Source organism: Microvirga sp. 3-52 (genome assembly GCF_018383585.1).
Classification (GTDB): domain Bacteria; phylum Pseudomonadota; class Alphaproteobacteria; order Rhizobiales; family Beijerinckiaceae; genus Microvirga.
Window position 1 is genome coordinate 16,040 of sequence record NZ_JAHAMK010000035.1, and the last position, 24,910, is coordinate 40,949.

Annotated in this window: 23 protein-coding genes and 2 pseudogenes; 13 read left to right on the forward strand and 12 right to left on the reverse strand. The window is 60.3% G+C overall.

What is annotated here, in order from left to right; all coding sequences use genetic code 11:
* The first annotated feature begins 523 nt into the window (after positions 1–523).
* Complete coding sequence (locus tag KHP60_RS20930; RefSeq protein WP_213566238.1) at positions 524–2,107, forward strand: DUF6351 family protein; 1,584 nt, start codon at positions 524–526, stop codon at positions 2,105–2,107.
* Between the two features lie 504 nt (positions 2,108–2,611).
* Here the strand turns inward: KHP60_RS20930 and KHP60_RS20935 are convergent.
* Complete coding sequence (locus tag KHP60_RS20935) at positions 2,612–3,046, reverse strand: IS5 family transposase (protein WP_213566259.1); 435 nt, start codon at positions 3,044–3,046, stop codon at positions 2,612–2,614.
* Positions 2,965–3,393 (reverse strand): transposase, encoded by a 429-nt coding sequence (locus KHP60_RS20940; RefSeq protein ID WP_213566239.1) that lies wholly within the window; start codon positions 3,391–3,393, stop codon positions 2,965–2,967. The genes KHP60_RS20935 and KHP60_RS20940 overlap by 82 nt, the downstream gene beginning before the upstream one ends.
* A gap of 139 nt (positions 3,394–3,532) precedes the next feature.
* Between KHP60_RS20940 and KHP60_RS20945 the strand changes: the two genes are divergently transcribed.
* From KHP60_RS20945 to KHP60_RS20960, 4 genes are all read left to right on the forward strand, one after another.
* Positions 3,533–3,784, forward strand: a complete 252-nt coding sequence (locus tag KHP60_RS20945; RefSeq protein ID WP_213566240.1) for a DUF6894 family protein — start codon at positions 3,533–3,535, stop codon at positions 3,782–3,784.
* Positions 3,785–4,104: 320 nt separating this feature from the next.
* Positions 4,105–4,458, forward strand: coding sequence for a DUF305 domain-containing protein (locus KHP60_RS20950; RefSeq protein ID WP_213566241.1), 354 nt, complete (start codon positions 4,105–4,107; stop codon positions 4,456–4,458).
* Positions 4,459–4,501: 43 nt separating this feature from the next.
* Complete coding sequence (locus KHP60_RS20955) at positions 4,502–6,439, forward strand: bifunctional diguanylate cyclase/phosphodiesterase (protein WP_213566242.1); 1,938 nt, start codon at positions 4,502–4,504, stop codon at positions 6,437–6,439.
* A gap of 151 nt (positions 6,440–6,590) precedes the next feature.
* Complete coding sequence (locus KHP60_RS20960) at positions 6,591–6,974, forward strand: 6-carboxytetrahydropterin synthase (RefSeq protein ID WP_213566243.1); 384 nt, start codon at positions 6,591–6,593, stop codon at positions 6,972–6,974.
* A gap of 45 nt (positions 6,975–7,019) precedes the next feature.
* Here KHP60_RS20960 and KHP60_RS20965 read toward each other — a convergent pair whose 3' ends face one another.
* From KHP60_RS20965 to KHP60_RS20975, 3 genes are read right to left on the reverse strand one after another with little or no spacing between them, the layout of a single operon-like run.
* Entirely contained in the window at positions 7,020–7,502 is a 483-nt protein-coding gene (locus KHP60_RS20965; protein ID WP_213566244.1) for a PACE efflux transporter, read from the reverse strand.
* 54 nt (positions 7,503–7,556) lie between these two features.
* A complete protein-coding gene (folE, locus tag KHP60_RS20970) occupies positions 7,557–8,234 on the reverse strand; it encodes a GTP cyclohydrolase I (protein ID WP_213566245.1) in 678 nt (225 codons plus the stop codon).
* 24 nt (positions 8,235–8,258) lie between these two features.
* Positions 8,259–8,435 (reverse strand): hypothetical protein, encoded by a 177-nt coding sequence (locus KHP60_RS20975; protein ID WP_213566246.1) that lies wholly within the window; start codon positions 8,433–8,435, stop codon positions 8,259–8,261.
* A 1,264-nt stretch (positions 8,436–9,699) separates the two neighbouring features.
* Here KHP60_RS20975 and KHP60_RS20980 point away from each other — a divergent pair.
* Complete coding sequence (locus KHP60_RS20980) at positions 9,700–10,701, forward strand: IS110 family transposase (RefSeq protein WP_249688989.1); 1,002 nt, start codon at positions 9,700–9,702, stop codon at positions 10,699–10,701.
* Between the two features lie 369 nt (positions 10,702–11,070).
* On the opposite strand, the gene KHP60_RS20985 is transcribed toward KHP60_RS20980, so the two are convergent.
* Together KHP60_RS20985 and KHP60_RS20990 are read right to left on the reverse strand one after the other, a co-directional pair.
* Positions 11,071–12,330 carry a PHB depolymerase family esterase gene (locus KHP60_RS20985; protein ID WP_213566247.1) on the reverse strand — a complete coding sequence of 420 codons (1,260 nt, stop codon included), beginning with the start codon at positions 12,328–12,330 and terminating at the stop codon, positions 11,071–11,073.
* Between the two features lie 111 nt (positions 12,331–12,441).
* Positions 12,442–12,861 carry a CopG family transcriptional regulator gene (locus tag KHP60_RS20990; RefSeq protein ID WP_213566248.1) on the reverse strand — a complete coding sequence of 140 codons (420 nt, stop codon included), beginning with the start codon at positions 12,859–12,861 and terminating at the stop codon, positions 12,442–12,444.
* Positions 12,862–13,118: 257 nt separating this feature from the next.
* On the opposite strand from KHP60_RS20990, the gene KHP60_RS20995 reads away from it, so the two are divergent.
* A complete protein-coding gene (locus tag KHP60_RS20995; RefSeq protein WP_213566249.1) occupies positions 13,119–14,153 on the forward strand; it encodes a YihY/virulence factor BrkB family protein in 1,035 nt (344 codons plus the stop codon).
* 305 nt (positions 14,154–14,458) lie between these two features.
* Here KHP60_RS20995 and KHP60_RS21000 read toward each other — a convergent pair whose 3' ends face one another.
* The 4 genes from KHP60_RS21000 to KHP60_RS21015 all read right to left on the reverse strand — a co-directional run bounded on the left by KHP60_RS21000 (position 14,459) and on the right by KHP60_RS21015 (position 18,685).
* Positions 14,459–15,745, reverse strand: a complete 1,287-nt coding sequence (locus tag KHP60_RS21000; protein ID WP_213566250.1) for a four-carbon acid sugar kinase family protein — start codon at positions 15,743–15,745, stop codon at positions 14,459–14,461.
* A 16-nt stretch (positions 15,746–15,761) separates the two neighbouring features.
* Positions 15,762–17,027, reverse strand: coding sequence for a ribulose-bisphosphate carboxylase large subunit family protein (locus KHP60_RS21005; protein ID WP_213566251.1), 1,266 nt, complete (start codon positions 17,025–17,027; stop codon positions 15,762–15,764).
* 8 nt (positions 17,028–17,035) lie between these two features.
* Entirely contained in the window at positions 17,036–17,575 is a 540-nt protein-coding gene (locus KHP60_RS21010; RefSeq protein ID WP_213566252.1) for a VOC family protein, read from the reverse strand.
* Positions 17,576–17,668: 93 nt separating this feature from the next.
* Entirely contained in the window at positions 17,669–18,685 is a 1,017-nt protein-coding gene (locus KHP60_RS21015; RefSeq protein ID WP_213566253.1) for a TRAP transporter substrate-binding protein, read from the reverse strand.
* A 108-nt stretch (positions 18,686–18,793) separates the two neighbouring features.
* Between KHP60_RS21015 and KHP60_RS21020 the strand changes: the two genes are divergently transcribed.
* The 6 genes and pseudogenes from KHP60_RS21020 to KHP60_RS21045 all read left to right on the forward strand — a co-directional run.
* Complete coding sequence (locus KHP60_RS21020) at positions 18,794–19,849, forward strand: LacI family DNA-binding transcriptional regulator (RefSeq protein ID WP_213566254.1); 1,056 nt, start codon at positions 18,794–18,796, stop codon at positions 19,847–19,849.
* A gap of 71 nt (positions 19,850–19,920) precedes the next feature.
* Positions 19,921–21,783 carry a TRAP transporter large permease subunit gene (locus KHP60_RS21025; RefSeq protein ID WP_409366307.1) on the forward strand — a complete coding sequence of 621 codons (1,863 nt, stop codon included), beginning with the start codon at positions 19,921–19,923 and terminating at the stop codon, positions 21,781–21,783.
* A 121-nt stretch (positions 21,784–21,904) separates the two neighbouring features.
* A protein-coding gene (locus KHP60_RS21030; RefSeq protein WP_249688994.1) for an IS5 family transposase occupies positions 21,905–22,641 on the forward strand; the annotation gives its coding sequence in 2 pieces (ribosomal slippage) (positions 21,905–22,211 and positions 22,211–22,641; 738 coding nt in all).
* Between the two features lie 97 nt (positions 22,642–22,738).
* Positions 22,739–23,007, forward strand: a pseudogene (locus tag KHP60_RS21035) (IS110 family transposase); the annotation flags it as partial.
* A 243-nt stretch (positions 23,008–23,250) separates the two neighbouring features.
* Positions 23,251–24,240: an IS110 family transposase gene (locus tag KHP60_RS21040; protein ID WP_249688990.1), complete on the forward strand. Its 990-nt coding sequence runs from the start codon at positions 23,251–23,253 to the stop codon at positions 24,238–24,240.
* A gap of 267 nt (positions 24,241–24,507) precedes the next feature.
* Positions 24,508–24,729: pseudogene (locus KHP60_RS21045) on the forward strand (transposase); the annotation flags it as partial.
* Positions 24,730–24,766: 37 nt separating this feature from the next.
* Here KHP60_RS21045 and KHP60_RS21050 read toward each other — a convergent pair.
* On the reverse strand, positions 24,767–24,910 hold a 144-nt coding region (locus KHP60_RS21050), incomplete at its 5' end, for an IS3 family transposase (RefSeq protein ID WP_213566260.1).

The following is a 24,910-nucleotide window of genomic DNA, read 5'->3' on the forward strand; positions in this document are numbered from 1 at the left end:
AGACGCTTCGACAGCACGCGTTCGCACGGGGCTTAGTCACCCTAAGCCTTGGCACTGCCCAACAGATGCCTGCGTAGAAAAGGTGGGTCCACCAGCCTCTTTCATTCTCCACGCACCACTCCCCTCTGCTCGAATGCAGAAATGTGATACCGGGATCAGGCGAGAAGGAGATCGACACTTCAGCGGCTGCACCGAGACGCAGGAGGAGAAAAAGACACCGGAGCAAATGGCTGAAGGTCTGCCTGCACCCACATCTACGGGCTCTCGTCCTGCTTCAGCTCCGTGCCAAGAGATCGCCGTTAGGGACTCCATTTGGATCGGTCTATGGACGGTGTGAAATATCATATGGATGATCAGAGTTCCCCGCTTCGAGGGATGGCGGTGTAATACTCAGCCGAATGTGCGGTTTGTCCAATGCAATGCATATTTGATCCATTGAGAAGCACATGCCGCCCTCTACCCTCTTTCCTCCTGAATATAGACAAGCGGCAATTATGGCCGCAGCCAAGGGAGAGAAACGCGCATGAACGCCTTCGAACGCCCGCTTCTCGCGACCGCTGTGCTTTGGGTCGGCATCATCCCGGCTCACGCACAGAACGCCTCCAGCTTTACCGCGGCACAGTCCGATGCCACCTTTCGCTCGACGCCGGCATCCCCGCAGATGGCCTGCACGGCTATCGAGCGCTTGGTGCTCCCAGAAGTGTCCTACCTCAAAGCGAGACATTCGGAGGCGACCGACCGGCACCCTGCTCATTGTCAGATTACGGGTGTGATCCAACCGGAGATCCAGTTCGAGATCACACTTCCGGATGCCTGGAACCGGCGGCTCTACATGTTCGGCAATGGCGGCTATGCCGGCGAGAACCTGGCCGAAACCAGCCGGCAGGACACCCGCAACGCCGCTCTGCGGCAGGGCTTTGCCGTGGTCCAGCAGAACAGCGGCCACGATGCCCGGGCCCAACCGCTCGGCAGCTTCGCCGATAACAACCTGGGCAAGCTCGTGGACTATGCTTCGCGCGGGGTCCATGTGACCGTCACCAGGGCGAAGGACCTGATCCAGGCCTACTATGATCGTCCTCCCTCCTACTCCTACTGGGACGGCTGCTCCACGGGTGGACGTCAGGGTCTCATCTCGGCTCAGCGCTACCCAGGCGACTTTGACGGCATTCTCGCCGGCGCCCCTGTGCTCGATTTCACCGGAACCCAGCTCTGGGGCGTGTGGAACGCTCAGGCTTTGGCAAAGGCGCCGATCTCCCTCCGGCAGCTTCCTGTGATCGCCAAGGCCGTGCTGGACAAGTGCGATGCCGTGGACGGGGCCAAGGACGGTCTGTTGGCCGACCCACGCCAATGCTCCTTCAACCCGGCTCAGGACCTGCCGAAATGCGCCGACGGCCAACCTGGTGATCAGTGCTTCACCCAAGCCCAAGTCGAGACGCTCCAGACCATCTATGGTGGCGTGAAGAGCAACGGCGAGGTCATCTTCCCGGGCCAGCTTCCGGGGGCGGAGCCGTCGGATGCCAGCGGCGCGAGCGGGTGGAAGGAGTGGGTCGTCTCTGAGGGACCCAAGAGCCGTCAGCTTGCCTATGGCGAGAGCTTCTTGAAGTACTTTGCCAGCGCTCCCACCTCGCAGCCCAACCTGGAGTGGAAGCAGTTCAACTTCGACAAGGATGTCGAGCCGATCACCCGAATCCGGGAGATCCTCGACGCCAACAACCCGGATCTGTCCGAGTTCGAAAAGCGCGGTGGGCGCCTCATTACCTACTTCGGCTGGGCCGACCCTGCCCTGAACCCGATGATGGGTGTGAACTACTATGAGCGGGTCCGTCGGACGATGGGCGAGGAGCGGACAAGTAACTTCTATCGGCTGTTCATGGTGCCTGGCATGTTTCATTGCCGCGGTGGCTTCGGCCCCGACCGCTTCGACGCCATGACACCGCTCATCAACTGGGTCGAGAGCGGCAAAGCCCCGGATTCCCTTCAGGCGCGGCAGATGGCAGGCTCGCAGGTCGTGCGATCCCGCCCGCTGTGCCCGTATCCGCAGGTGGCGAAGTACTCTGGCACCGGGAACATCGACGAGGCTGCGAATTTCAGCTGCGCGCAACCATAGGAGAGCACAGCGCGTCCTAGGTCGTGTGGACGAATTTGATGAGGATGAAGCTGAGAGTATCCTTCAGCGCGGCCGCTTCGACCACTTGATCGAGATCGGTTATCCAGGTGCGGACGAGGTCCAACTGGCCCTGAAACATATTTGGGCGGGCCGGCCCCATGCAGACATGCCGAACCTGCCCAACATTGCAGCGAAGTTGGCCGGACGTCCATGAGCGATGTCGAGTGGGTGGTAAACGAAGCGGCGCGGCGGACCGCCCAAGCCAAGAGGAATGAGATCACTGAGTTCGATCTTATGGCGTCTGTGGCTCGGCTAGGCTGAGCTAATGGAGCGCGAGCACAATTTCTGCACCCACCTGCAATGTCCGATAAGTAGGGATTAACGGACATTGCTGCAGGCACACGGACCTGTGGCTCTGATCCAGTTTGGATCTCCAACGGCGGTGTGCGTGGGCATCTCAATGGTATCGGCCGTAATCGCGTCCTAGCGGGATTTACACAAGTGCTAGGTCGTGTGGACGGATTTGATGAGGATGAAACTCAGAGCAAGTGCGACGAAGGAACCGTAGTTCACGTCAGTCTTCTCGCAGCGTAAAGCAATGCGCTTGAAGCGCTTGAGCTTTCCCATGGTTTGCTCGATGCGAGCGCGCCCGCGGTAGAGCGCCGTGGGAAAGAACTTCGGCTTCTCTTTGGTGGTCGTGCGGTACGGAATGGCCGGGCAGATGCCGCGGGAGCGGGCAGCCTGTCGGTTAGCCTTGGCGGCATAGCCCTTGTCGCCTACCGCAGCACGGGGCGTGATGTCCGGCCCGACGTCGAGCAGCGTCTCGAACTGAGGACTGTCGCTGGCCTCACCAGCGGTCAGGCAAAAGCCCAGCGGATCGCCAACCCAGTCGGTCTTGAGGTGGATCTTGGTCGAGAACCCACCGCGTGAGCGACCCAGCGCCTGCCGGCTCTGCCCCCTTTTGCGCCTGCGGCCGAGACATGGGCCCGCACGATAGTGGAGTCGAACATCTGCACCAGATGAGCGGTCTCGCTCAGCGCCACCAGAGCCTCAAAGAAGGCCTCGAACACGCCCGCCCGGCTCAAGCGCCAAAAGCGTTTCCAGACTGAGTTCCAGTTGCCGAAATCCTCGGGTAGGGCTCGCCAGGTGATGCTGTGGACTGTGAAGTAATGCAGCGCCTCCAGGAAGCGGCGGTCATTGCGGCCCTTGGCGCCGCGCCGGGAGCATGAGGTCGCAAACACCCGCAGCACCGTGGCCCAATCGTCCTCCGTCATTCCCGTCAGCATGGTCGCGCCTCCTGAAGCCGACCTGCCATGAATCATCACCCAACTGATTTGGGAATCCACTCAGCCAATGCTCAGCCAAATCCGTCCACACAGCCTAGGAGTAGAACCATGGGTTGAGTCCTATTAGGGGGGACCACCTATGCCTCGTTTTTACTTTGACGTAAGAGAAGGTTTCGACCTTGAGCCTGATGAAACTGGGTTGGATCTGAAGAATATCGATGCTGCCGAGACCACCGCGATGCACGTTGCGGGGGAATTCGTACCAGATCGTTTACCAGCAAGCAAAGGTGGCGCAATCACCGTCGAAGTCAGAGATAAACAGAAACAGATGGCGGTATCAGTGAGGATCACTATGCGGAGTGAGCGGTTCGTCCCAGAAACTCTGCATTAGGCTAGCCGGATTTAACGGGCGATGAGATACTGCTGGTCTTTGGGCCAGTCAGCCAATGGCCTGTAAATAGCCTCTCGCCACCATCATGTTTGATTGATCAGTGGTTCCTAAGTTGTGAACCGGCACAGTGTTTGACCCACTGTCAGCGCGCAAGCATGATCCCGGGCAAAGTCGGAAAAGCGATAGAAGTACAGCGACTTGGCCCATCGGAAGAAGAGTCAGCCGCGAGCCGACTGAGGAGTCAAGTGCCGCGCTGATGCACAGCCTGTGCTCCTTCAGCCCGGCAGAACCAGTCCCGGATGTCCGCGGGCGGTGACCACATGCCCATGCTGTCAGCCGGCCTTCCGGGAGAGTGCCTGACCGAGGCGCACGCCGACGGCCGGAAGGCGATGATAATGGGCATTATGGCCAAGGATCCTGACCTCGCGTTCGTCTGCGGGATAATCCCGCACGATCGGGCTGCCAGCGACTTTGCCCAGGGCGGGCTAAAGTCCGGGGATGACCCGGAAGCCAGAACGTTCGCGGAGCAAGTGATCCGTGATCGAGCCAGCGAGATTGCCGAGATGAAGGATTGGCTCAAGAAGTACGCCATGCAACCAAATATCGCGCCTTGGGTGAGCTGGGAGCGTGGGCGCTTTGCCCATCTGCCAGTACTTAATAGTATCCCGTCATGATCTAGCGAGATAGGATCGGCGCATTATCTCCAAGGACGTATCTGTGTCACTGCGCACGCTCAAAGTCATTTTTGGTGCCGTTACTGTCTGCTTCCTCCTGGCGAGTACCTATATCGCGGTGCTGGTTGCTGAACGTCAGAAGGTTCTGGGGGATATCACGCACTATAACCCGGCCTGGCACGCAAGCCAGGCGGTTTCAGAGTTTATGCGCCTCGAGCGCCGTTTGGATGCCTTCAATGTCCCGGGCCGTGGCGCCGATAAGGAGGAGGTCGAACTCCGCTTCGAGATCCTTCTCAGCAGAGCGAAGCTCCTCATCGAGGGCCGCCTTCAAAGCATCATCCAGGACGATCCTGATCAGTTGGCCACTCTCCGCCATTTTGCGGATGTCTTGGCCCTCATGCGGCCTCTCATCGCAGAACTCGAGCATCCAGGCGCCGTTCAGCAGGCGCTTCAGCTCTTGGAGCCGCTGGAGCCACGATTGCTGCAACTCGCATCATATGCACAGATTCGTGGAGGTGAGAGGATTGCCCAGGACCAGCAAGCACTCAATCGCTTGTACTGGATTTTCTCGGGTCTATCCCTCGGGTTGATTCTGCTTGGGCTGATCCTGATCGGCCTCTTCAGCAGGCATAATCAACTGCTGGAACGAGCCCATGGGGATCTCCATGCTCTCACCGGTCGTCTCGCTCATGCAGCCAGCCACGATGCATTGACTAAACTGGCGAACCGCGCGCTCTTCCATGAGCGATTGGCGGTGCATCTCACCAGGTGGCAACAGAAGGGGATCCGGTTTGCTGCCCTATGCTTGGATCTCGATCGGTTTAAGAGCGTCAACGATACCTTAGGTCACGAGATTGGCGATGCGCTTTTGAAGGTTGTCGCTGATCGCCTTCGGAACTGCCTGCGCGAAGGCGACACGGTCGCTCGCCTCGGCGGCGACGAGTTCGGAATCCTCCAGGAGGTTACGGGCGAGCGCGAACCCTGTACCGTTCTTGCGAGACGCATTGTGGAGCGGCTGAGCGCCCCCTACTCTGTCGATGGGCGTGAGATCGTCATTGGCGCCAGCATCGGCATCGCTCCGGTCGAAGCAGACATTGTCTCACCCGACCAGATGCTGAAGCGTGCAGACCTCGCCCTTTACGAAGCTAAATCTCAGGGGCGCGGCATGTTTTGCTACTTCGAGCCGAGCATGGAAGAGCGATTAGATGCACGCCGGTCGCTGGAGATCGACTTGCGCAAAGCCCTGGCAAACGATGAGTTCGAGCTGTTCTTTCAGCCTCAGGTCAATATCAAGCTCAACGAAATCAATGGCTTTGAGGCTCTTCTTCGGTGGCACCATCCCAAATGGGGCAAGGTCTCGCCGGCAGAGTTCATTCCGGTGGCCGAGGAGATTGGCTTGATTTCACCGCTTGGCGAGTGGGTCATACAGACAGCTTGCGCTGAGGCGGTCAAATGGCCGCGGGACATCAAGGTCGCCGTCAATCTCTCGCCTGTTCAGTTCCGGGACGGGACCCTAGTGCAAATTGTGCGCAACGCGCTGGAGGATACGGGACTGCCTCCAAAGCGGCTCGAGCTGGAGCTTACCGAAACGTCCCTTCTCGATGAGAACGAGACGACGATGGCAGCTCTCCATGAGCTGCGTCGGCTGGGGGTGCGGATTGCCATAGATGATTTTGGAACGGGCTATTCATCTCTGAGCTATCTTCGCAGTTTTCCGTTCGACCGGATCAAGGTCGATCGAACTTTTGTGCGGGATCTCTCATCACGGCATGACGCAATGACAATTGTACGATCAATCGCAAGCCTAGGGGCTGGGCTTGGCATGTCCACTGTCGCTGAAGGCATCGAGACGAAGGAACAACTCCTACAGGTTCAGACTGCAGGCTACACGGAGGCCCAAGGCTATTACTTCGGACGTCCCAAGCCGGCCCATGAGCTGGTCTATTCACTGGACCTGGCGTTGGCGGCACCGTCAGCCTAACTCACAGGTGGCGATTTGGGGAATATCGGGAGCACCGATCACTCATGGATTGTCGCCTTTGCGGGCAAGATCCAGTCATACCAGGAAAATTTAGGTGGCTGGATGGCCTTCTAAGCTAATGGAAAGAGAACCGGTGACGGGAGCAAGGTGAATGAAGACATATTGCGAGTTTACGTTCGAGGCTGCCCACTCGGTGGCCCCCTATTCCGGACTGCATGGACATACCTTCATCGTCAAACTCACCTTCGGTGGTGCCGTCGACGAGGTCTACGGCTGGCCGGTCAATCTCTATGATGTCGAGAACTACATCAAAGAGATCAAAGGCGAGCACGGATCGGGCCTGGATCACGGCAATCTCGATCTCAACCCTGAGATCGGCATCGCCTCGCTCGAGAACGTCACGACGTATATCTGGAGGCTCGTGAAGGCGCGCTTCCCGGGGCTTGAAGAGGCCGAGCTCAAGCGCGGAATGCCTGGCTCCTCAGAAGGCTGCATCTATCGCGGCGAAGCAGCAGGCAACAGGCTCGCGGACTAACGCATTGTCAAGGCATGGTGGGTGGCGGACCTCGGCCATGCCATCTCAGGCTGGCTTGCCCTTCATCCATCCTGTAGTCCATCGTGGCGCACTCCTTGGGGAGCCCGGCTTCGAGCTCGCTGATATCCCTAACACACGATCGTAAGCCCAGTTGAACACGAATGCGTAGAGGACGTAGAGCAGAGCGAACACCACGTCCATAAGGAAGGCCTGGAGAAGGCTTATGCCGAGATACCAGGCCATGAGCGGCGTTAGCATGGCCAACAGCCCTGCCTCGAACACAACAGCGTGCAGGACGCGAATGACGATGCTCTTCCCCGATCCGCCCGTCATATGCTGTATAGCGGTATCGAAAGCTAAATTGTAGACATACGTCCAAACCGTTGCGATGATGGCGCAGGCCATCCTGACCACGGTGATGTCGGCCATCGGCAGATCGAAGGCCCACGCGCCGAGCGGGGACACCAGAGCAAGTCCACCGAGTTCGAAACTGATGGCGTGATGGACGCGGTCACGGGTCGAGCGCATGATTCGAGAGCCTCAGTACGATAGATTGGGCTGGATCACTCAGGTGCGGCCGGACTACGCCGATCCTGCCCGGTCGAGAGCCGTGCATTCGTGTAGGAACTCGCGTTTGAACTCAGCAGTCTCCGCCATCTCGCCCCAGTAGTAGGTGTTGACCATGCGGCTGCGGTGGCTGGCGCGTACACCGCGCTGGGTCTTGCACATGTGCACGGCACTGATGCGCACGGCCAATCCCCGGGGAGAGGTCATGTCCATGATGTACTGGCCGATCTGCTTGACCAGTTCCTCCTGGATCTGCAGACGCGAGGCGAAGTACTCGACGATCCGGTCATACTTGGACAAGCCGATGATCTTGCCGTCGGCTGAAGGCAGGATACCGATGTAAGTTGCGCCATAGATCGGCATCATATGATGGGCGCACATCGACCGCAGCTCGATCGGGCCGGTGACGATAAGCTGATCATAGGCCTGGGCGTTGTCGAACTCGGTGATCTTCGGCGGGGCCGTGTAGCGACCCTCCAGGATCTCCTCGACGTACATCTTGGCCACCCGCTGGGGCGTCTCACGGGTGTTGTGATCATTCCGGTGGTCGATGCGCAAGATGTCGAACAGCTCTTCCATCTTCTGGGCGGCAGCCGCCATCATCGCTTCACGCTCAGCCTCTGTGAGCGGTTGGTCAAGCGCCTCGTTGCACAGGCGTGCAAGGTTCAGATCCCGCGGATGGAAGTTCATCATGGCCCCTGCGCAGTTGTTCTGCGATTAGATTGAATGCTTGAAGAAATGAGCCGCCAGCAAGGCGAGCGATAACCCGGCCAGGATCACGACCAGTATCAGGGTGGTCCGGGTTACTTTCTCATGCCGTGCCAGCCGGGCGTCGATGGCTTCCAGGCTTCGCTGCTCATGCTTTGCCACCTCAGTATAATCATAGGCTTTCATTCGCTCCCCCAGGCGAAGTTTTTTGTATACCAGTGCTCTACCAGCCTCATGTCTACATGGGAAGATGGTCCGCAGGTGCGTCAAATCGCGCAGAAGCCCATTGTTGCCGAGCTTAGAAGAGCCTTAATAGCTCCGGAGGGCCCAGAGGTGGTTCGCCAACAGAGCCAGAAGAACGACGCTCACGAGGATTAGCAAAAACAGCGCGAGGCGGCTCAGCCTCTCATGGCGAGCGAGACGGGCCTTGGCGGCTTCGACCCTGCGGCGCTGCTCATCTGGTTCGGAAGGGGGAGAGGACACGATACTGTGACACTTTAGAACTGGACTAAATTTCTATGGGCTATCCTTTCTAACAGCCTTACGCGCCCATGAGAAGATAGTCCGATGTCAGCACTCGTTAAAGAAGTGCGAATCGCGCCGAATTCCCTTTATAGAACAGGCTGAAGAGCGCCGCTCTGGCCGTCTTCTATTGAGTTTCCCAGCGCGTGTCGAACCTACCGTACAAGTTCGCATAAGGCCCGGTATGGAATGCGTCTGCATTTACCTTGGCCGGTTCAGGATGAGTGCGCCGGGAGCGTTGCATATCAGACCGATCTAGGCGAGGACCTGGAGCAGAAACCGGCTTAAGCCTATCCTTGGGGCAGTCGGGGCTGTAGTAACACGGAATGAGCAAGCGATCTCAGCCGGTGAAACCCTGGCATACGAAGCGTTTCGCGTTCTACGGCGCGTTGCTTGGCGTCATTGTGAGTATTGTTCACGGGTATGATCACGCCTTCTTGAGGCCCCATTATGAAGGTGATCTGCTCACGCACGTTTTAATCCGGATAGTGCTCTTCATCACGAGCGGAACAGTCGGTCTTGCGGCCGTTGCAGCGATCCGCAACTGGCTCAGGCGGAAGCCCTAATTCCGATACCCGAGGATGGAACGCGATCTCGCCCGCGTGTCAGAGCCCTGGAATGCAATACGGCCAGACGAGATAGCCGACGATCCCGGTGAGAGCCGCCACGCCGAAGATGACAATTGTGAGCAAGGTGGCGCGCACGGTTCTATTTTGTGGGATGTCACATCAACGGCGAATACTGCCCTGTACTCATCAAGCAAAAAACTCGCGCCGAGGGGAACCAACGACTTGGGCTGTGCAAAGAACTGACCTTGTCGGCCAGCCGAATGGCTATACTCGATTAATGTGATGTCGTGGATGGCGCACTTCACCAGCGTCAGACATGCCAGAATGGGCATGTCGAAGTACCGGAGAGGATCACTGCCATGCCTGAGATTGCCACGATCGGCCTTGATATTGCAAAGATCGTCCTGCGCAGGACGCTGCGCCGCAGCCAGGTGCCGGGCTTCTTCAGCACCCTTCCGCCTTGCCTGATCGGGCTGGAGGCCTGCGCGACCGCTCACCACTGGGCCCGCACGCTCATGGCTTTCGGGCACGATGTTCGCCTGATCCCGCCCGCCTACGTCAAACCCTATCTGCGTCGACAGAAGAATGATGCTGCGGATGCGGCGGCGATCTGCGAGGCCGTCGATGCGGTTCGTGCCGGTCAAGAGCCCGCAGCAGCAGAGCACCTCATGCTGCATGGAGCCCGTGATCTCCTGATTCGGCAGCGGACAGCCCTGATCAATGCCCTGCGTGGTCACTTTGCCGAGCTGGGCATCGTGGTGGCGCAAGGGGCTCGCAACACGCGCCAGCTGATCGCTTTCCTCCATGAGGAGGCCAATCCAGACTTCCCCGCGGCAGCTCGAACTGCGCTTCAGCCTTTGGCCACGATGCTGCTCGGAATCGAGGCGCAGATTGCAAAGCTCGATAAGGCTATTCTGGCCGCCCACCGCAGCGATCCGGTCAGCACGAGGCTCGCTAGCATTCCCGGCATCGGCCCAATTGTGGCCTCCTGCCTCTCGGCCAGTATCCCGGACGCCAGCCTGTTCCAGGGCAGTCGAGAGTTCGCAGCCTATCTCGGCCTTGTCCCCCGGCAGCATTCAACCGGCGGCAAGGCGAGGCTCGGGTCCATCTCCAAGATGGGCAACCGGCATCTGCGCAAGCTGCTGGTCGTCGGCGCGCACGCGGCGCTCTACAGCATGAAGTCGTGCAAGACCCGGACGGCCCTGGCTGACTGGGCGCGAGGCCTCCTGGCCAAGAAGCCGTTCAAGGTGGTCGCCGTCGCGCTGGCCAGCAAGATGGCCCGGATCGCCTGGGCGGTGATGGCCAGGAGCACGGCTTACGAGCCTGGAAGCAAAGGAGTTGCCGTGTCGGCGGCCTCATAGACGGAGAGCTCAGATGATTCGCCCTTAGGGCAACCCAGTTGGCACGGTGATGATGAGATGATGTGAAGCCACAGCGGACATGGACCGCCGGATCTGGACAACCCGTGGCATCGTCTTGCGTCAGCCAAGCGCGATAATTTGAGAGGGACCAGCTCCAGCGTAAAACATCAGGGCCAGCGGTCATGAAGCACCGCGTTCAAAGGCCGGAGACATGACTTGCACCCGCCCCGCTAGGCCAAAACGTCATCAACAATCACATTGCCAAACGGGCGCCATCCAGACATGACGGTGCCCTCCAGACCTACCCCTATGGGAGATATTCAATCGTAGCCCGCCAGTCCTTGCCGTGTTCCGGCGGGCCCCTTGTGTTTAGTTGGGGGACGCGGCTCTCGGTTTCGGGTGCTCAAGAAAGAAGCGCATCATCTCGCGGCTGGCATCGGGGCCCTTGGGTTCGGTGTAGGACCCACTCGGACTTCCTCCAGACCAGGCATGGCCCGCTCCGTGAAGAACCCAATGCTCAAGCATCGGATGTCCGCTGTCATCGCACGCCACCGTGCGGGTATAGTTGATCCCGCCGGGAGCCTGCCCGCGGCTGACTGTTGTCTGGAAATCGGACCCCGCCTTCGACTGAGCAATGACCTGGTCCCCATTGATGGGACTGACGGTCGTGTCGCGGTCGCCATGGAACACGATGGTCGGCACGGGCTGTTCGGCTCCACTGTGTTGAGGCGCCCCTCCCTGCCGCATGGCAGCAAACGCGGACGGCATGTCACGCGCTGCCCCACACGCCAGCCCGGAATGGACCCCCACGGCCGCATAGAGGTCTGGGTAGGCCGAGCCCATGATTGCCGCCGCTGCCCCACCGGCGGACAGCCCGGCGGCATACACCTGTCCCGGCTTGACGGAGAAGTCATGCATGATCTGCCGGGTGATGCCAGCGATCAGCGAAGGCTCGCCGCGATCCCGTTGCTGATCGGCTGCGTTGAACCAGTTCCAGCACTTCGACACATTGGCGGATTGGGCCTGCGCCGGGTAAGCCACCAGAAACGTCTGCTCTTCGGCCAACTCGTTCATCCGCGTGCCAGCCGCAAAATCGTCCGGCGACTGGGTGCAGCCGTGCAGCATCACCACGAGCGGCACTGGCTGACCTGTGTAGCCGCTTGGGATGTACAGCTTATACGTCCGGCTTCCTGCCTCGTTGGCAAAGGTGCGCTCTTCGAAGCGGGCCCCCTCCGGCAGCGGGATAGGCGCACGGGCTGGAACAGGTCCAACCAACCCATCAAAGCCAGCTAGGGAGCCGGGTTGCCCCGTGCGGTCGAGGAAGCCGCGCAGCGCCTCCGGCATCTGGGGCTGGCCCAAACCTCCGGCAGAACCGCCAGGAGCCATGTGCGGGACGTTGAACTTCGGCGAAGTCCACGCCCCTCCTCCGGACGATGGTGGCATCATATTGACGATCCGTGCAGCAGGTCTCCCGCAACGCTGGCCTTCATTCCCGCCTGCGTTGCCTGAAAGAGCTGAGGGACGGCCACTCGGAAGCCCTCCCTGGAGGATGGCCATCGCTTCTGCGAGCCGGCCTTCACGGGTGAGGCGGGTTGCCTCGAGTATGTCGATGTTCGGTTGTGCGTTCATGGGTTCGGTTCCTGTTGTGGGGTCACGTGGGGCAAAGCGAGGCCAGCCCCTTACCGCGTCGGGAAGGGTCAGGTAGGCTCGAAACACGGGGAGACGGGTACTACCTGGTGGTCAGCGCATGCGGTCCTTCAGCGCCTCTTTTACCGCCGGAGGGGCATGCAAGGCGCCAAGGACATGAAGGGAGGCGATCGCCTGCCGCGCCAGCTCAGGTGTGACATCGTTGGCGATGCTGGCGAGACCCAGAACCTGGATGTGCAACATTTCTCCGGCTGCTTGCACGGCCTCGAGGTCCTGGCGACCGTAGTGGCGCAGGCCGAGGTCGAGCTGGTGGCGGTCGACCGATTTCCTGACGGCATCATTGTGCCGATCGAGCTGGTTTCGAATGGCTGTCCGGATGAAGTCGGTCCGGTTGGAGTAGAACCCTTCCTGAACCAAGAGATCAATATGGCCGAGGTCGACATAGCCCAGGTTGATCGTAACCTTCTCGCTGTCGGAAGCCTTAGGTCGAAGTTCGTGCACGTTGCTCGCCATAGCCACCCTCCTGCTACCATCTGTATGGATGGTACATGGATGGCAGGCGTTGCGAGTTCAAGCCTCCTTATCGTCATTACCTGATTTCAGCCTGCTGCTTGGCGTCTATGTCACAGGTCAGGCATCCGGATTGGGAGCACGGACCTTAAAGGAGCCAGGAGGTCAGTCTCGGGGTTAATGTGGAAAGGCCTGGGAACGTCCCTTCACACCGCAAGAAACTGTCGACCCGATATCCTTCTGGACCACAATGGTGCCCCATGAACGAACACGGCGAAGACTGGCGCTCCAAGCTCGAAGAGGAGGCCGCTCCCGGCGTGCAGCCGGACGATCTCAACCGTGCCCGCGAGCCCGGCCGGGGACGGGAGGCGAATACCCCCGGGCAGATCCCGGCCCGCGGCTGGAAGGACATTCTCTGGCGTGTGCTCTGGGGGATCTCGGAAGATCGTATCCTGTCGACCTCGGGCGGAGTTGCATTCTTCGCCCTGCTGGCGATCTTTCCGGCGGTTGCCACCATCGTGTCGCTGTACGGGCTCTTTGCCGATGTCAGCACGATCAGAGGTCACCTGTCCCTGCTGTCAGGCATTTTGCCCGGCGGGGTGCTGGAACTCATCGGGGAGCAGATCTCCCTGATCGTCACCCAAAGCAACGACACGCTCAGCGTCGCCTTCATCATCGGCTTTCTGGTGGCACTCTGGAGCGCGAACTCGGGGGTGGCAGCCCTCTTCGACGCTCTCAACGTGGTCTATAGCGAAAAGGAGAAGCGCAGCTTGGTGCGCTTCTACGCCACGACGTTCCTGATCACCCTTGGCATGATCGGCTTCATCATCCTAGCCATCAGTGCGGTGGTGGTCGCGCCGGTCATTCTCACCTTTGTGGGCTTGGCGACCCCAGCCGAACAGCTCTTGGCCATCCTGCGCTGGCCGATCCTTCTCGTGATTGTGGGCATGTGGCTTGCCGTCATCTACCGCTACGGCCCAAGCCGTCGTGACCCGAAGTGGCGTTGGGTAACCTGGGGCAGTGTCACGGCTGCGGTGCTTTGGCTTGCGGCCTCGATGCTGTTCTCTTGGTATGTTGCCAACTTCGACAGCTACAACAAAACCTATGGCTCGCTGGGTGCTGGCGTTGGCTTTATGGTGTGGATTTGGTTGTCGGTGGTGATTGTCCTGCTTGGTGCTGATCTCAATGCCGAAATGGAGCACCAGACGGCCCGCGACAGCACGGATGGGACGCCAAAGCCGCTCGGCGCCCGCGGCGCCAACATGGCGGATCATGTTGGTGCGTCGCACGCGTGACAAGGCTCGACGCTGGCGCGAGAGGCGTCCCCAGGCCGCTGCCGCGCCCATGTTCAAGACCCCTGATATAGGCAGAGATTGGGCCGAACAAACCCTAACACGCAAGTTCCGCGTAGTTCGTAGAACGGGCTATATGGAATGCAGCGCCACGCAATGATCCGCTAATGGTCAAACTCGGTAGGAGCACAGGTCCGAATGAAAGTCCGCTCATCCTAGCAGTGCGGAAGTACGGCTAAGGTCAGCCCAGTGCCAGTTGCGGACCTTCCCTACTCAACCTGCTAAGGAATGTGGCTTTGCGCTCCTGCTCACGAACCAGCTTTATTGTCCAGGAATGTTTCGAATAACAGCTCGTGACCCATCTGGCCGCCCTTGAGCATCACGAGCATCCGGTCGCGTGATGAATCATTGCTCCGTGCCAGGCTGACGGCGACCCCATTACTGATCTGGCTATGATAGCCAAGACCCCAATAGCCGAGATGGCCGACAATGCGGCTTGACGTGTCGCCGCCGGCAATAGCCAAACGCCGGACCGGACGACGCCTGAGGACCTCTTCTACGAGGGAGGCGCTAACTGTTGCGAGGTTGGCAGCCATAGAATGCGGAGGATCGTCTGCCTCAGGGGCCGTCGAGACTATCACATGCTCGCCTCGAGCCAAGGCAGCCGCGGCATTTTCGATGATCCGCTCGCGAGCATCTGAGCTCGACAGAAGGCTGTCGGGATCCACGTTCAGACAAGTGTAGGACCGTGCGGCCGCTATCTGCACCCTCGTCGTCGGAGAAAGACTTCCCACAAAGACAAACACAGGCCCATCCACGAGGGTCGGCGGAGGGCTAACTATCGGCTGTCCCTCCTCGAAGAAGGCTTGGGCGACGCTGCTGGGACCAACCGCCAGCAGCGAATGCCGCTGGCTTTCTGTTCGGAGCAAGCGGCCAATGGCGTTCACGTGGTGTGCGTCCAACGCATCGAGCAGCACCGCTGGCGCTGCGTTTGCCAGTCGCCGCCATTCGGCAACAACTGCTTCTGAGTCCCCAGTCAGTAGGGGCCAGTGGATCGCCCCTATACTCTGCATGCCAAGAGCAGAAAGATGCTGCCGCAGATCGGCCTCGGTCATCGGGGTTGCCGGATGCCTGCTCATCGTCGGGTGACGATCGAGCCGGAAGACCCCTCCATCGGCGCCGAATGACGCAAATAGATTAGAGAAGGCGCAGTATCGGCCAAGCGATGGCTGGCCGCCAACAATGGCAACGGTTTTGTGCGCCACATACTCACGCAGGATCTCGGTTGCCACTGCTATGTTTCCACGCGCCGACCCGCTGTCGAAGGTCGAGCAGCACTTGTAATGCAGAATGCGAACTCCGAGATCGCGGAAGAACGCCCCAATGGGTGCAAGCTCGGTCCGCATCTCGCCTGGCTCCATCGCACGCGCGGCACCTGCAATGCCTACGGCTTCCAGATCACCGACCTGGGCCATGTTCTGCGGATCCGGCACGCGCAGGAAGAGAAAGGCGCGGAAGCCGCGCCGCGCTACTGTCGCGAGCGTATCCGTCGCCCCTGTGAAATCGTCTCCGTACCAGCCATAGGAAGGGGTCACGGCGGCCTCAGTTTCTCTAGTGCTTCCGGAAAAAGCTGAATGCATCCGCAAGAGCGCGATGCTTCGTGCACGCGCTGTCCATGCTTTCGCCGGCCTCTACAACCCGCCAAGCTTCGCGAATGCTCGCAACGCCTTCCGCAGGTCCGCCCGGATGGGCCATGACCCCACCGCCCGCCATGAAGAGGAGGTCCGATGTGTTCACGGCGCGGTAGGTCTGCTCGACTGTTCCCGCCCATTGACCGGAGGAGAAGGCTGGCATGACACGGTCATCGACGTCACAGAGCGCCGTTAGGCACTCCTTAGCACTGTCAACCACCTCTTCGTCGGCCTGGGCGAACTTTCCGCCCAAGCCGTGCACATGCATGTGATCGACGCCGGCGAGACGCCAGAGCGTCTGATAGGCTCGGAATCCGATGCCAAGTGCGGGGTGACGCGAGAACCCGCCGTAGCCGTTGCGGTGGCCGTGGATCACCAGATCGGTGCCGCGCCGCAATGTCTCAATACTGGAGAAGCCGCACCAGTTGAGGCTGGCCATCACGCAGCTTCCACCCTCCCTTGCGACCAGATCTGCATGACGGCGCATGGCATCTGTCTCATCCGTGATATTGAAGGCGACCATGACGTGCTTGCCAGTTCGATCCTGATGCCGGCGCACGGCGGCCATGACGGCGGGGATGCGGGTAGACAGGGGCGCGTGGACGGGATTGGCCGCAATTTCATCATCCTTGATGAAGTCAAGGCCGGCTGCGCAGAGGCGCTCGACGAGCGACGCAATCTCCTCCGAACGGAGCCCAACATTCGGTTTGATGATCGACCCAATGAGTGCACCCTGAACAGCACCGGTCAGACGTCGCGTTCCCACAATGCCATGCCGCGGCAGCGCATATTGCTTCCGGTAGGCACCGGGAAGCCTGAGAGCTTCGAGCCGCAGGCCTGTAACCTCACCCAGATCAAAGAGGTTGCCAGCAACAGTCGCGGTAAGTGTCGACAGATTGACACCGACATTCGCGACCGGAAAACGCACGACTATCTCGCCGCGGCGCGAGGCAGCCGATAGGCCCTTGCGGTCGAGCCAGGAGCTGCGGACGGAGGGCTGCGCGACCTCCCCCAGATCCCGGACTGCAACAACATTCGCACGGGCTCGCTCGCGCAGTTCGTCGGTTTCGCCTTCGACACGGGTGAAGGTTCCGCAAGATTGCTCGCCCGCCATCACCTCGGCCACCGTCTCAAGTGGCAATGGAGTTTCGACGAGATAGGTCGCCTCGTAATGTGCGTCTGACATGACGGGCCTCACAGCTGAGAGAGATTGGGGAACGGCCGGACCGGATCGTGTCCGTCCCAGCCTTCCGAGGCCTCCCTGATCAACTGAAACATCTTGCCTTTCGGCCCGGCCACCTCCGAGAGCTCGATTACGGTGCCCGGATGGTATTCGGTGTCGAAATAGACGAAGCGGCCGCGCTCGCCGACCTCACCGCTCATAACCGGAACAAAACTCTGCTTCATCAGCCGTTCCAGATCGGCATCGTAACTCTCCGTCCAGTAGGCGACATGCTGCAGGCCGCGATGACCGGCCTGCTTGAAGTCGCGGTACATGGACGGTGCATCGTTGCGGGTCTGGATGAGCTCGATCTGGAGCGGACCGGAATTGGCCAAAGCTACGGAGTTATGCGGCCGATAACTCTCGCCTCGGTACGTGTAGTTCTCGATAGGCACCTGCTCCTTATAGAAGAATGGTCCCACGCCTAGAACACGTGACCAATAATCCATAGCGGCCTCGATGTCGTCGACAACATAGCCAGCCTGCCTGATCTCTCCGAGAAATCGGCTCATACCCTACCTACAAATCTAATGAGTGCGCGGCTCTTGAGCCGCGCCCGAGGAAGAGGAAGATCCGATGACCTTCATCGGATCGCACAACATTCGTCAGGCGAGCGTCCCCACAACGCTCTCGAGGTGCCCCCAGGCCTCTGGGCCGAACTTCTGCTTCCATTCCTTGTAGAAGCCAGCTTCGCGCAGTTTCGCGCGGAAGCTTTCCGTTTCGCACTGGTTGAACTTGAGGCCCTTGCTCTGAAGGTCGGTCTGGATCCCTTCATTGAGTGCCTTGATATCCTCGCGCTGCTTCAGCCCGGCCTCGTTGATGGCGCGGGAGACAATCTCCTGCACATCCGCCGGCATGCCAGCCCACTGGCGGCCGTTGGCAATGAACCAGTAGCCGTCCCAGATGTGGTTCGTGAGCGCGCAGGAGGACTGCACCTCATAGAGCTTCGCCACCTGGATGATCGGAAGGGGGTTCTCCTGCGCATCGACCACCTTGGTCTGGAGCGCGGTGTAGACTTCACTGAACTGCAGGCTGGCCGGCGCAGCGCCGAGGCCGGAGAACATCGAGATGCTGATTGGGCTCACCGGAACCCGAATCTTCAGCCCTTTCATCGAGTCGGCGCTCTGGATCGGCGCGCCGCTCGTGGTCATCTGACGGAAGCCGTTATCCCACATGGTTTCCAGCGCGTGCAGCCGGGAATCGGCAATTGCCCTGCGCACAAAGGCCCCGACGGGCCCATCCATGGCAGCCCAGACCTGGTTGTAATCCTTGAACGCGAAGCCAACGGCGTTGATTGCCGCGACCGGAACGAGGGTGGCGATCACTAGTGCCGACGGGGTGAAGAAGGTGAGAGCGCCGTTGCGCACCTGGGAAAGCATGTCCGTGTCGCCGCCAAGCTGGTTGGCAGGGAAGATCAGCATCTCGACACGCCCGTTGGTCTCCTTCGCGATCCGGTCGGCGGCCTCCTTGGCGCGAATGTTGAGCGGATGGCTGAGCGGCAGGTTGTTGCCGTACCGCAGGGTGATCTCGGCAGCGTGAGCATAGCGCGGGATCGAGAACAGGCTGACAGCGGCCGGAGCAGCCCCGAGGCCTTTGAGAAGCGTCCTTCTGCTGATGGGCATGGCGTAATTTTCTCCCGAAAAGATGGTTTTTGAGCTTTCCGAACGAAAAAATCCGTCATAATGATGATGTGGTCAAATCATAATTTTGATGTTTTTTGATGTAACTTTATGAACCTCTCGCTCAATACGCCCTCCCTCAGCCGGCGCACCACCATCGTGGATATCGCACGGCTTGCCGATGTCTCGACAGCTACCGTCGATCGGGTTCTGAATGGCCGCCAGGGGGTAAAGGCTGCAACGGTCAAGCGCGTCATGAAGGCTGCGGCGGAGCTCGGATACGTTGACGACAGCGACGAGCGTATCCGCGATGTGCGCCCGCTTGGGCAGATCTCGTTTATTCTCCCCCAGGGCACGAATCGCTACATCACCATGCTTGGCCGCATGATCACCGAGATGGCGCCGCAACTGGAGCGGTTCTCGATCAAGCCCACGGTCGAATACATCGACAGCTTTAATCCCGACCTTTTGGCAAAGGCGCTGCACCGTCACGCCAAGCAAGCGGACGGGATTGCCTTTATGGCGATCGAACATCCCGTGGTGCGCGAGGCCGTCACCCGTATCGCCGCAGCAGGAAAGCCTGTGGTGACCCTGATCTCCGATGTGGCCAGCCCCGCGCGGACGGCTTATTTCGGCCTCGACAACCGGGCTGCCGGGCGCATGGCGGGCTATCTTCTCGCCCGCTTCATTAGCAAACGCCCCGCCAAGGTTGCCATGATCGCGGGCAGCCTCAGCTATCGCGCCCATGGAGAGCGCGAGATGGGTTTCCTCGACATCCTGCAGGAACTCTATCCAGAGATCGAAGTCGTCGGGCTGCGTGAGGGACATGACGACGAGGCGCTCAACTATCGACAGATGAGGGCTCTCCTGTCTCACCATCCGGATCTGGACGGCATCTACAACATTGGCGGCGGCGCCTCCGGCATCGGACGCGCGCTGAAGGATGCGCGGCGCGAGAGGGATGTGGTCTTCGTCGGCCATGGCCTGACCAGCGACACCAGAGAGTTCCTCCTCGACGGCACAATGGATGCCGTCATCACCCAGAGCGCCGAAGACACCATTGCTAAATGTGCAGCCCTGTTCCGCGATCTGCGGGAGGGGCGCAACCCCGGCAACCTACCCGATCCCATGCGCGTCGAAGTCGTATTCAGGGAAAACCTGCCCTGACCGCAAACATTCACAACAACGAAGAACAAGAACACCAAGAACATTCAAAGACGACGGAGGAGACAATGACTATGGCAACTGAGAGCATCGGCGTCGGCGAAATCGAGGACATGCCGACCGGTCTGAAAAGCGGGTCGGCGCTCCTCAAGCCCATTGAGATGATCGCCTCCGCCATCTTGGTGGCGATCATCGGCCTGCTCCTGATGGGCGTAACCTCACGCTACGTGCTCTCTTTGCCGATCGTCTGGATCGATGAGGCGGCTGCCTTCTGCTTCCTTTGGCTCGCCATGCTTGGCGCAGTCATTGCGGTCGACCGCAACGAGCACCTCCGCCTGACCCTGTTTCTCCATATGTTTCCGGAAAGACTGCGTGGCTTCTTTGGCGCGCTGGGACCGCTTCTCGTCGCAGTGTTTCTAGTCGGAATGCTGTGGCCTGCCATCGAGTATGTGATCGAGGAATCCTACATCACATCGGCCGCGCTCAACATCCCCATGAGTTGGCGCGTGGCTGCTCTTCCGGTCGGCATCGGCTTGATGGCTCTCCTGGCGCTCAGGGAAACGCTGCGTGCAGCCAAAGGGTCAGAAATCTGCATGGCGGCGGCCGTAATCGTGGCTGCCGGTGCATTGCTGTGGCTCGCCTCCCCGTCTCTGCCATCGCTGGGCAACATCAACATCCTCATCTTCCTGGTCGGCTTCGTCGCCTTCTTCCTCGTTATCGGCGTGCCGATCGCCTTCTGCTTCGGCCTTGGGGCGCTCACCTTTCTCACCTTCACCAGTTCCGTGCCGACGATGGTGATGATCGGGCGCATCGACGAAGGTATGTCCAGCCTCATCCTGCTGTCTGTTCCCATCTTCGTGCTCCTCGGCTGTATCCTTGACGCGACCGGCATGGGTCGGGCCATCGTGGAGTTTCTCGCGTCACTGCTCGGCCACGTGAAAGCAGGCATGTCCTATGTGCTGCTCGGCTCGCTCTTCCTGGTCTCCGGCATTTCCGGTTCCAAGGTGTCCGATATGGCCACAGTCGCGCCGGCCCTCTTTCCGGAAATGAAACGCCGCGGCCACAAACCGAAGGAGATGATCGCCCTCCTCGCAACCGGTGCCGCCATGGCTGATACGGTGCCGCCAAGTATCGTGCTGATCGTTCTGGGATCCGTGGCAGGCGTCTCGATCGCAGGCTTGTTCACCTCCGGCTTCGTTATCGCCATGGTGCTGCTCCTCGTTCTCGCCGTCCTCGCGCGCTGGAAAGCACGCGGCGAGGTGATGGATGGCATCCGGCGGGCTCCCCTTCGAACCGTCGGTAAGGCGCTTATGGTCGCGGGCCCGGCGCTCGTGCTGCCCTTCCTGATCCGAAGCGCCGTCGGCGGGGGCGTGGCGACAGCAACCGAGGTTTCGACCATCGCGGTGCTCTACGCCATGATCATCGGCATGGTTCTGTATGGCGGCATCCGTCCTGGCAAGATCTATGACATGATGGTTGAGACGGCGGCCCTCTCTGGGGCTATCCTGATCATCCTGGGCACCGCCTCCGCCATGGCTTGGGCGCTGACTCAGACCGGCTTTGCCTTCAAGATGGCTGCGATCGTCACCGACCTGCCCGGCGGCTGGGTCACTTATATGCTGGTCACGATTGCGGTTTTCATGGTGCTCGGCTGCGTGCTCGAAGGCCTGCCGGCCATCGTGCTTATGGCGCCGATCATGTTCCCCATAGCGAAGAATCTCGGGATCAACGACATCCACTATTCCATGGTGGTTGTGACCGCTATGAATGTCGGCCTGATGGCACCGCCTATCGGCATTGGCTTCTACATCGCGTGCAAGATCGGCAACGTCTCGCCGGATGAAGCCATGGGGGCCATTTGGCCCTACATCGGAGCACTCTTCATCGGACTTCTCATCATCGCAATGGTTCCAGCGCTGTCGACCGCTTATCTCTAGGTTTCGATGGATATTTCGCCCACTGTCCTAGAGCGCGTTGACATTCAGGCTTTCGACGGGCTCGCAACTCTGATTCAAGCTCCTTTTGGGCGCGGAGGCTTGGGTGAGCGGAGTTCGTCTGATGTTGGAAGATCACCAGTGGGATCGGATGGAGCCGCATTTGCCAGGCAAACGCATGGATCCCGGCAAAACGGCGGTCGATAGCCGGTTGTTCGTGGAAGCCGTGCCCTGGCTGGCCCGAACTGGGTCGCCGTGGCGGGATCTGCCGGAACTCTTCGGCAACTGGAACAGCGCCTTTGTTCGCTTCTCACGCTGGTCCAAGAGCGGCGTCTGGGATCGGCTGTTTGCCACCATAGCGGATGAGCCCGACTTCGAATACATCATGATCGACTCAAACATTGTCCGGGCGCACCAGCATGCGGCGGGCAAAAAGGGGGGTGTGAGGCTCGTGCGATCGGACGCTCCCGCGGCGGGCTGACCACCAAGATCCATGCCGTCGTGGATGCTTTGGGCAATCCGCTCCGCTTCATCCTGACGCCGGGACAGGCGAGCGATATCACTCAGGCTGAAGCCTTGATCGCCGATCTTCCCGCCGACCATGTCTTGGGGGACAAGGGCTACGACGCCAAGCCATTGCGGGAGGCCATCGAACGCCAGGATGCCGTGCCAGTCATCCCGCCCAGGACAACATCGCCGCAAGTCCCCTGCGACTACGCCCTCTATTGCGAGCGCAACCTCGTCGAGCGGTTCTTCCTGAAAATCAAACACTTCACACGCATCGCCACCCGCTACGAACAGACCTCACGGGCGTTCATGTCACTCCTTTGCCTCGTCAGCGCATTCATCTGGACCAAGTGAATGTCAACGCGCTCTAGAAGGTCTGCTAATGGGATGGACCGGCCGTGCTTACCGGCGCACCCTTCATCAGGGGCGCCCCAGCACGAGGACTTGAGCCATGCCCAAAGCTCCGCTTCTGCCCATTGCCACCCTTGGGATCGACATCGGCAAGAACAGCTTCCACCTCATCGGCCTGGACGGCCGCGGCGCCATTGTCCTGCGCCAGAAGCTCTCCCGCGGCCAAGTCGAGCAGCGCCTCGCCAACATGCCCACCTGTCTATCGGCATGGAGGCGTGTGTGGGGGCTCACCATCTCAGCCGTCCGTTGTTGGCCCTCGGCTACGACGTGAAGCTGATCCCCGCGCAGTTCGTGAAGCCTTTCCGCAAAAGCCTCAACAGATACCATGATGGTCACGGCGGCGTCGGTGCTGACTTAGGAGGCAGCCATGGATCAAACTCAGGACTTGGGAGTAGTGGCAGTTCTAGTGGCAATTGAGCTGAGCAAGGCAACGTGGCTCCTGGCGATCCATGAGCCTGTCACCGGCAAGGTGTCACGGCGGCGTGTCGGCGGAGTGAGGCAGATACGCTCATCGCTACAATCGAGCAGATCCGGCACAACACCGAAGCCCGATTGGGGGCTGCCGTCGAGATCGAATGCGTCTTCGAGGCGGGCTATGACGGGTTCTGGTTGCAGCGCCGTCTCGTTCAGAGCGGAATTGCCTGCCGGGTGATGGATCCGGCCAGCCTCAAGGTCGACCGCCGGGCGCGCCGCGTCAAAACCGATCGGGGCGACGCGGAATGCCTCCTGCGGGCGCTGCAGGCCTGGCGTCGCGGGGACCGGCATGCGTGCTCCTTCGTCCGGATCCCGAGCATCCAGGAGGAGGATGCGCGCTGGCCTCATCGCGAGTTGGCGCGACTGGTCAAGGAACGGGTGGCCCACGCCAATCGGATCAAAGGCCTGCTGGCGTTGCATGGCGTCCGAACCTACCAGCCGCTCCGGCGTGACCGACGCGAAGCACTGGCTGTCTTGCAAACAAGCTGCGGAGGGCCTCTGCCGGCGCGGTGCCGGGCTGAGGTCGAACGGGAGTTGTCGCGGCTCGAACTCGTGCTGCAGCACATTGAGGAGGTTGAGCAGACCATGGCAGAATCAGTGTCCATGGCCCCATCGGAGAGCAAGGGTGTGCCAGCTCGATCCGAGCCCGCAGCCTCGGATGCCGTGACCATGCTGGAGAAGCTCACCTGTGTCGGCCGTGAGACAGCCGTGGTTCTTGCTCGTGAGGTACTGTGCCGTGACTTTCGGGATCGCCGCAGCCTCGCAGCCTTCGCAGGACTAACACCGTGTCCGTACAGCAGTGGCCGCGTCCGGCACGAGCAGGGCATCAGCAAGGCGGGGAACGCGATCGTCCGTGCTCGCCTGATCCAGCTGGCGTGGCGCTGGGTTCGTTTCCAGTCGACAAGCGACGTCACCGCCTGGTTCCTGGCGCGCACGACAGGCAACAGCAAACGGAGCCGACGCATCACCATCGTTGCGGTTGCCAGAAAGCTGCTGATCGCGTTGTGGCGTTACGCCACCACCGGCCTTGTGCCAGCCGGAGCCAGGATTCGAGCCGCACAGACCTGACCGAGATTGGAGAAGATCGTCCCGGAGCGACGGCTCCGTGACGTCTGGGGTGGACGTGTGATCGTGAAGTCGTTGGGGCTCAAGACCCGAACCAAAGAGTTGGATCCCGCCCGCCTGCAGCTTGCACGCCGTGCATGAGGCACCTGGGTCGGCTTTGCTGACCGAATACGAGTGGATGGCGCCAAGCGCCTGACCTGATGCAAGCGCGCCCTGGACGTCAAAAATGGCTGAGGATCCGAAGAGATGACTTGACGGAACCATCATACGAACGACTTCCGCGACGCTGAGGCCATTGCTGAAGCCGTGCTCCGCCCCACCATGCGGTTTGTGCCCACCAAAACAGTCGAGCAACTCGACCTGCAAGCGCTTCATCGCGTTCGGTCGCGGTTGGTGAGTGAGCGGTCGGCGGTGATCAATCAGATCCGCGCCTTCCTGCTCGAGCGCGGCATCGCGGTGCGCCAGAGGCTGCGTTCCCTCCGCCAGGCCCTGTGGTCTTGCTCCGCTTTTGTGGAGAGCGGTTTAGTAGCTATTCGGCCAGCCTTTCGAATTGAACCGGACTGACATCATCCAGTGTCGAATGACGCCGGACAGGGTTGTAGAAACCGTCGATGTAACGACCAAGCGCCGCCTTGGCTTCAGCTCGGGTCTGGAACACCGTGCGCCAGACCAA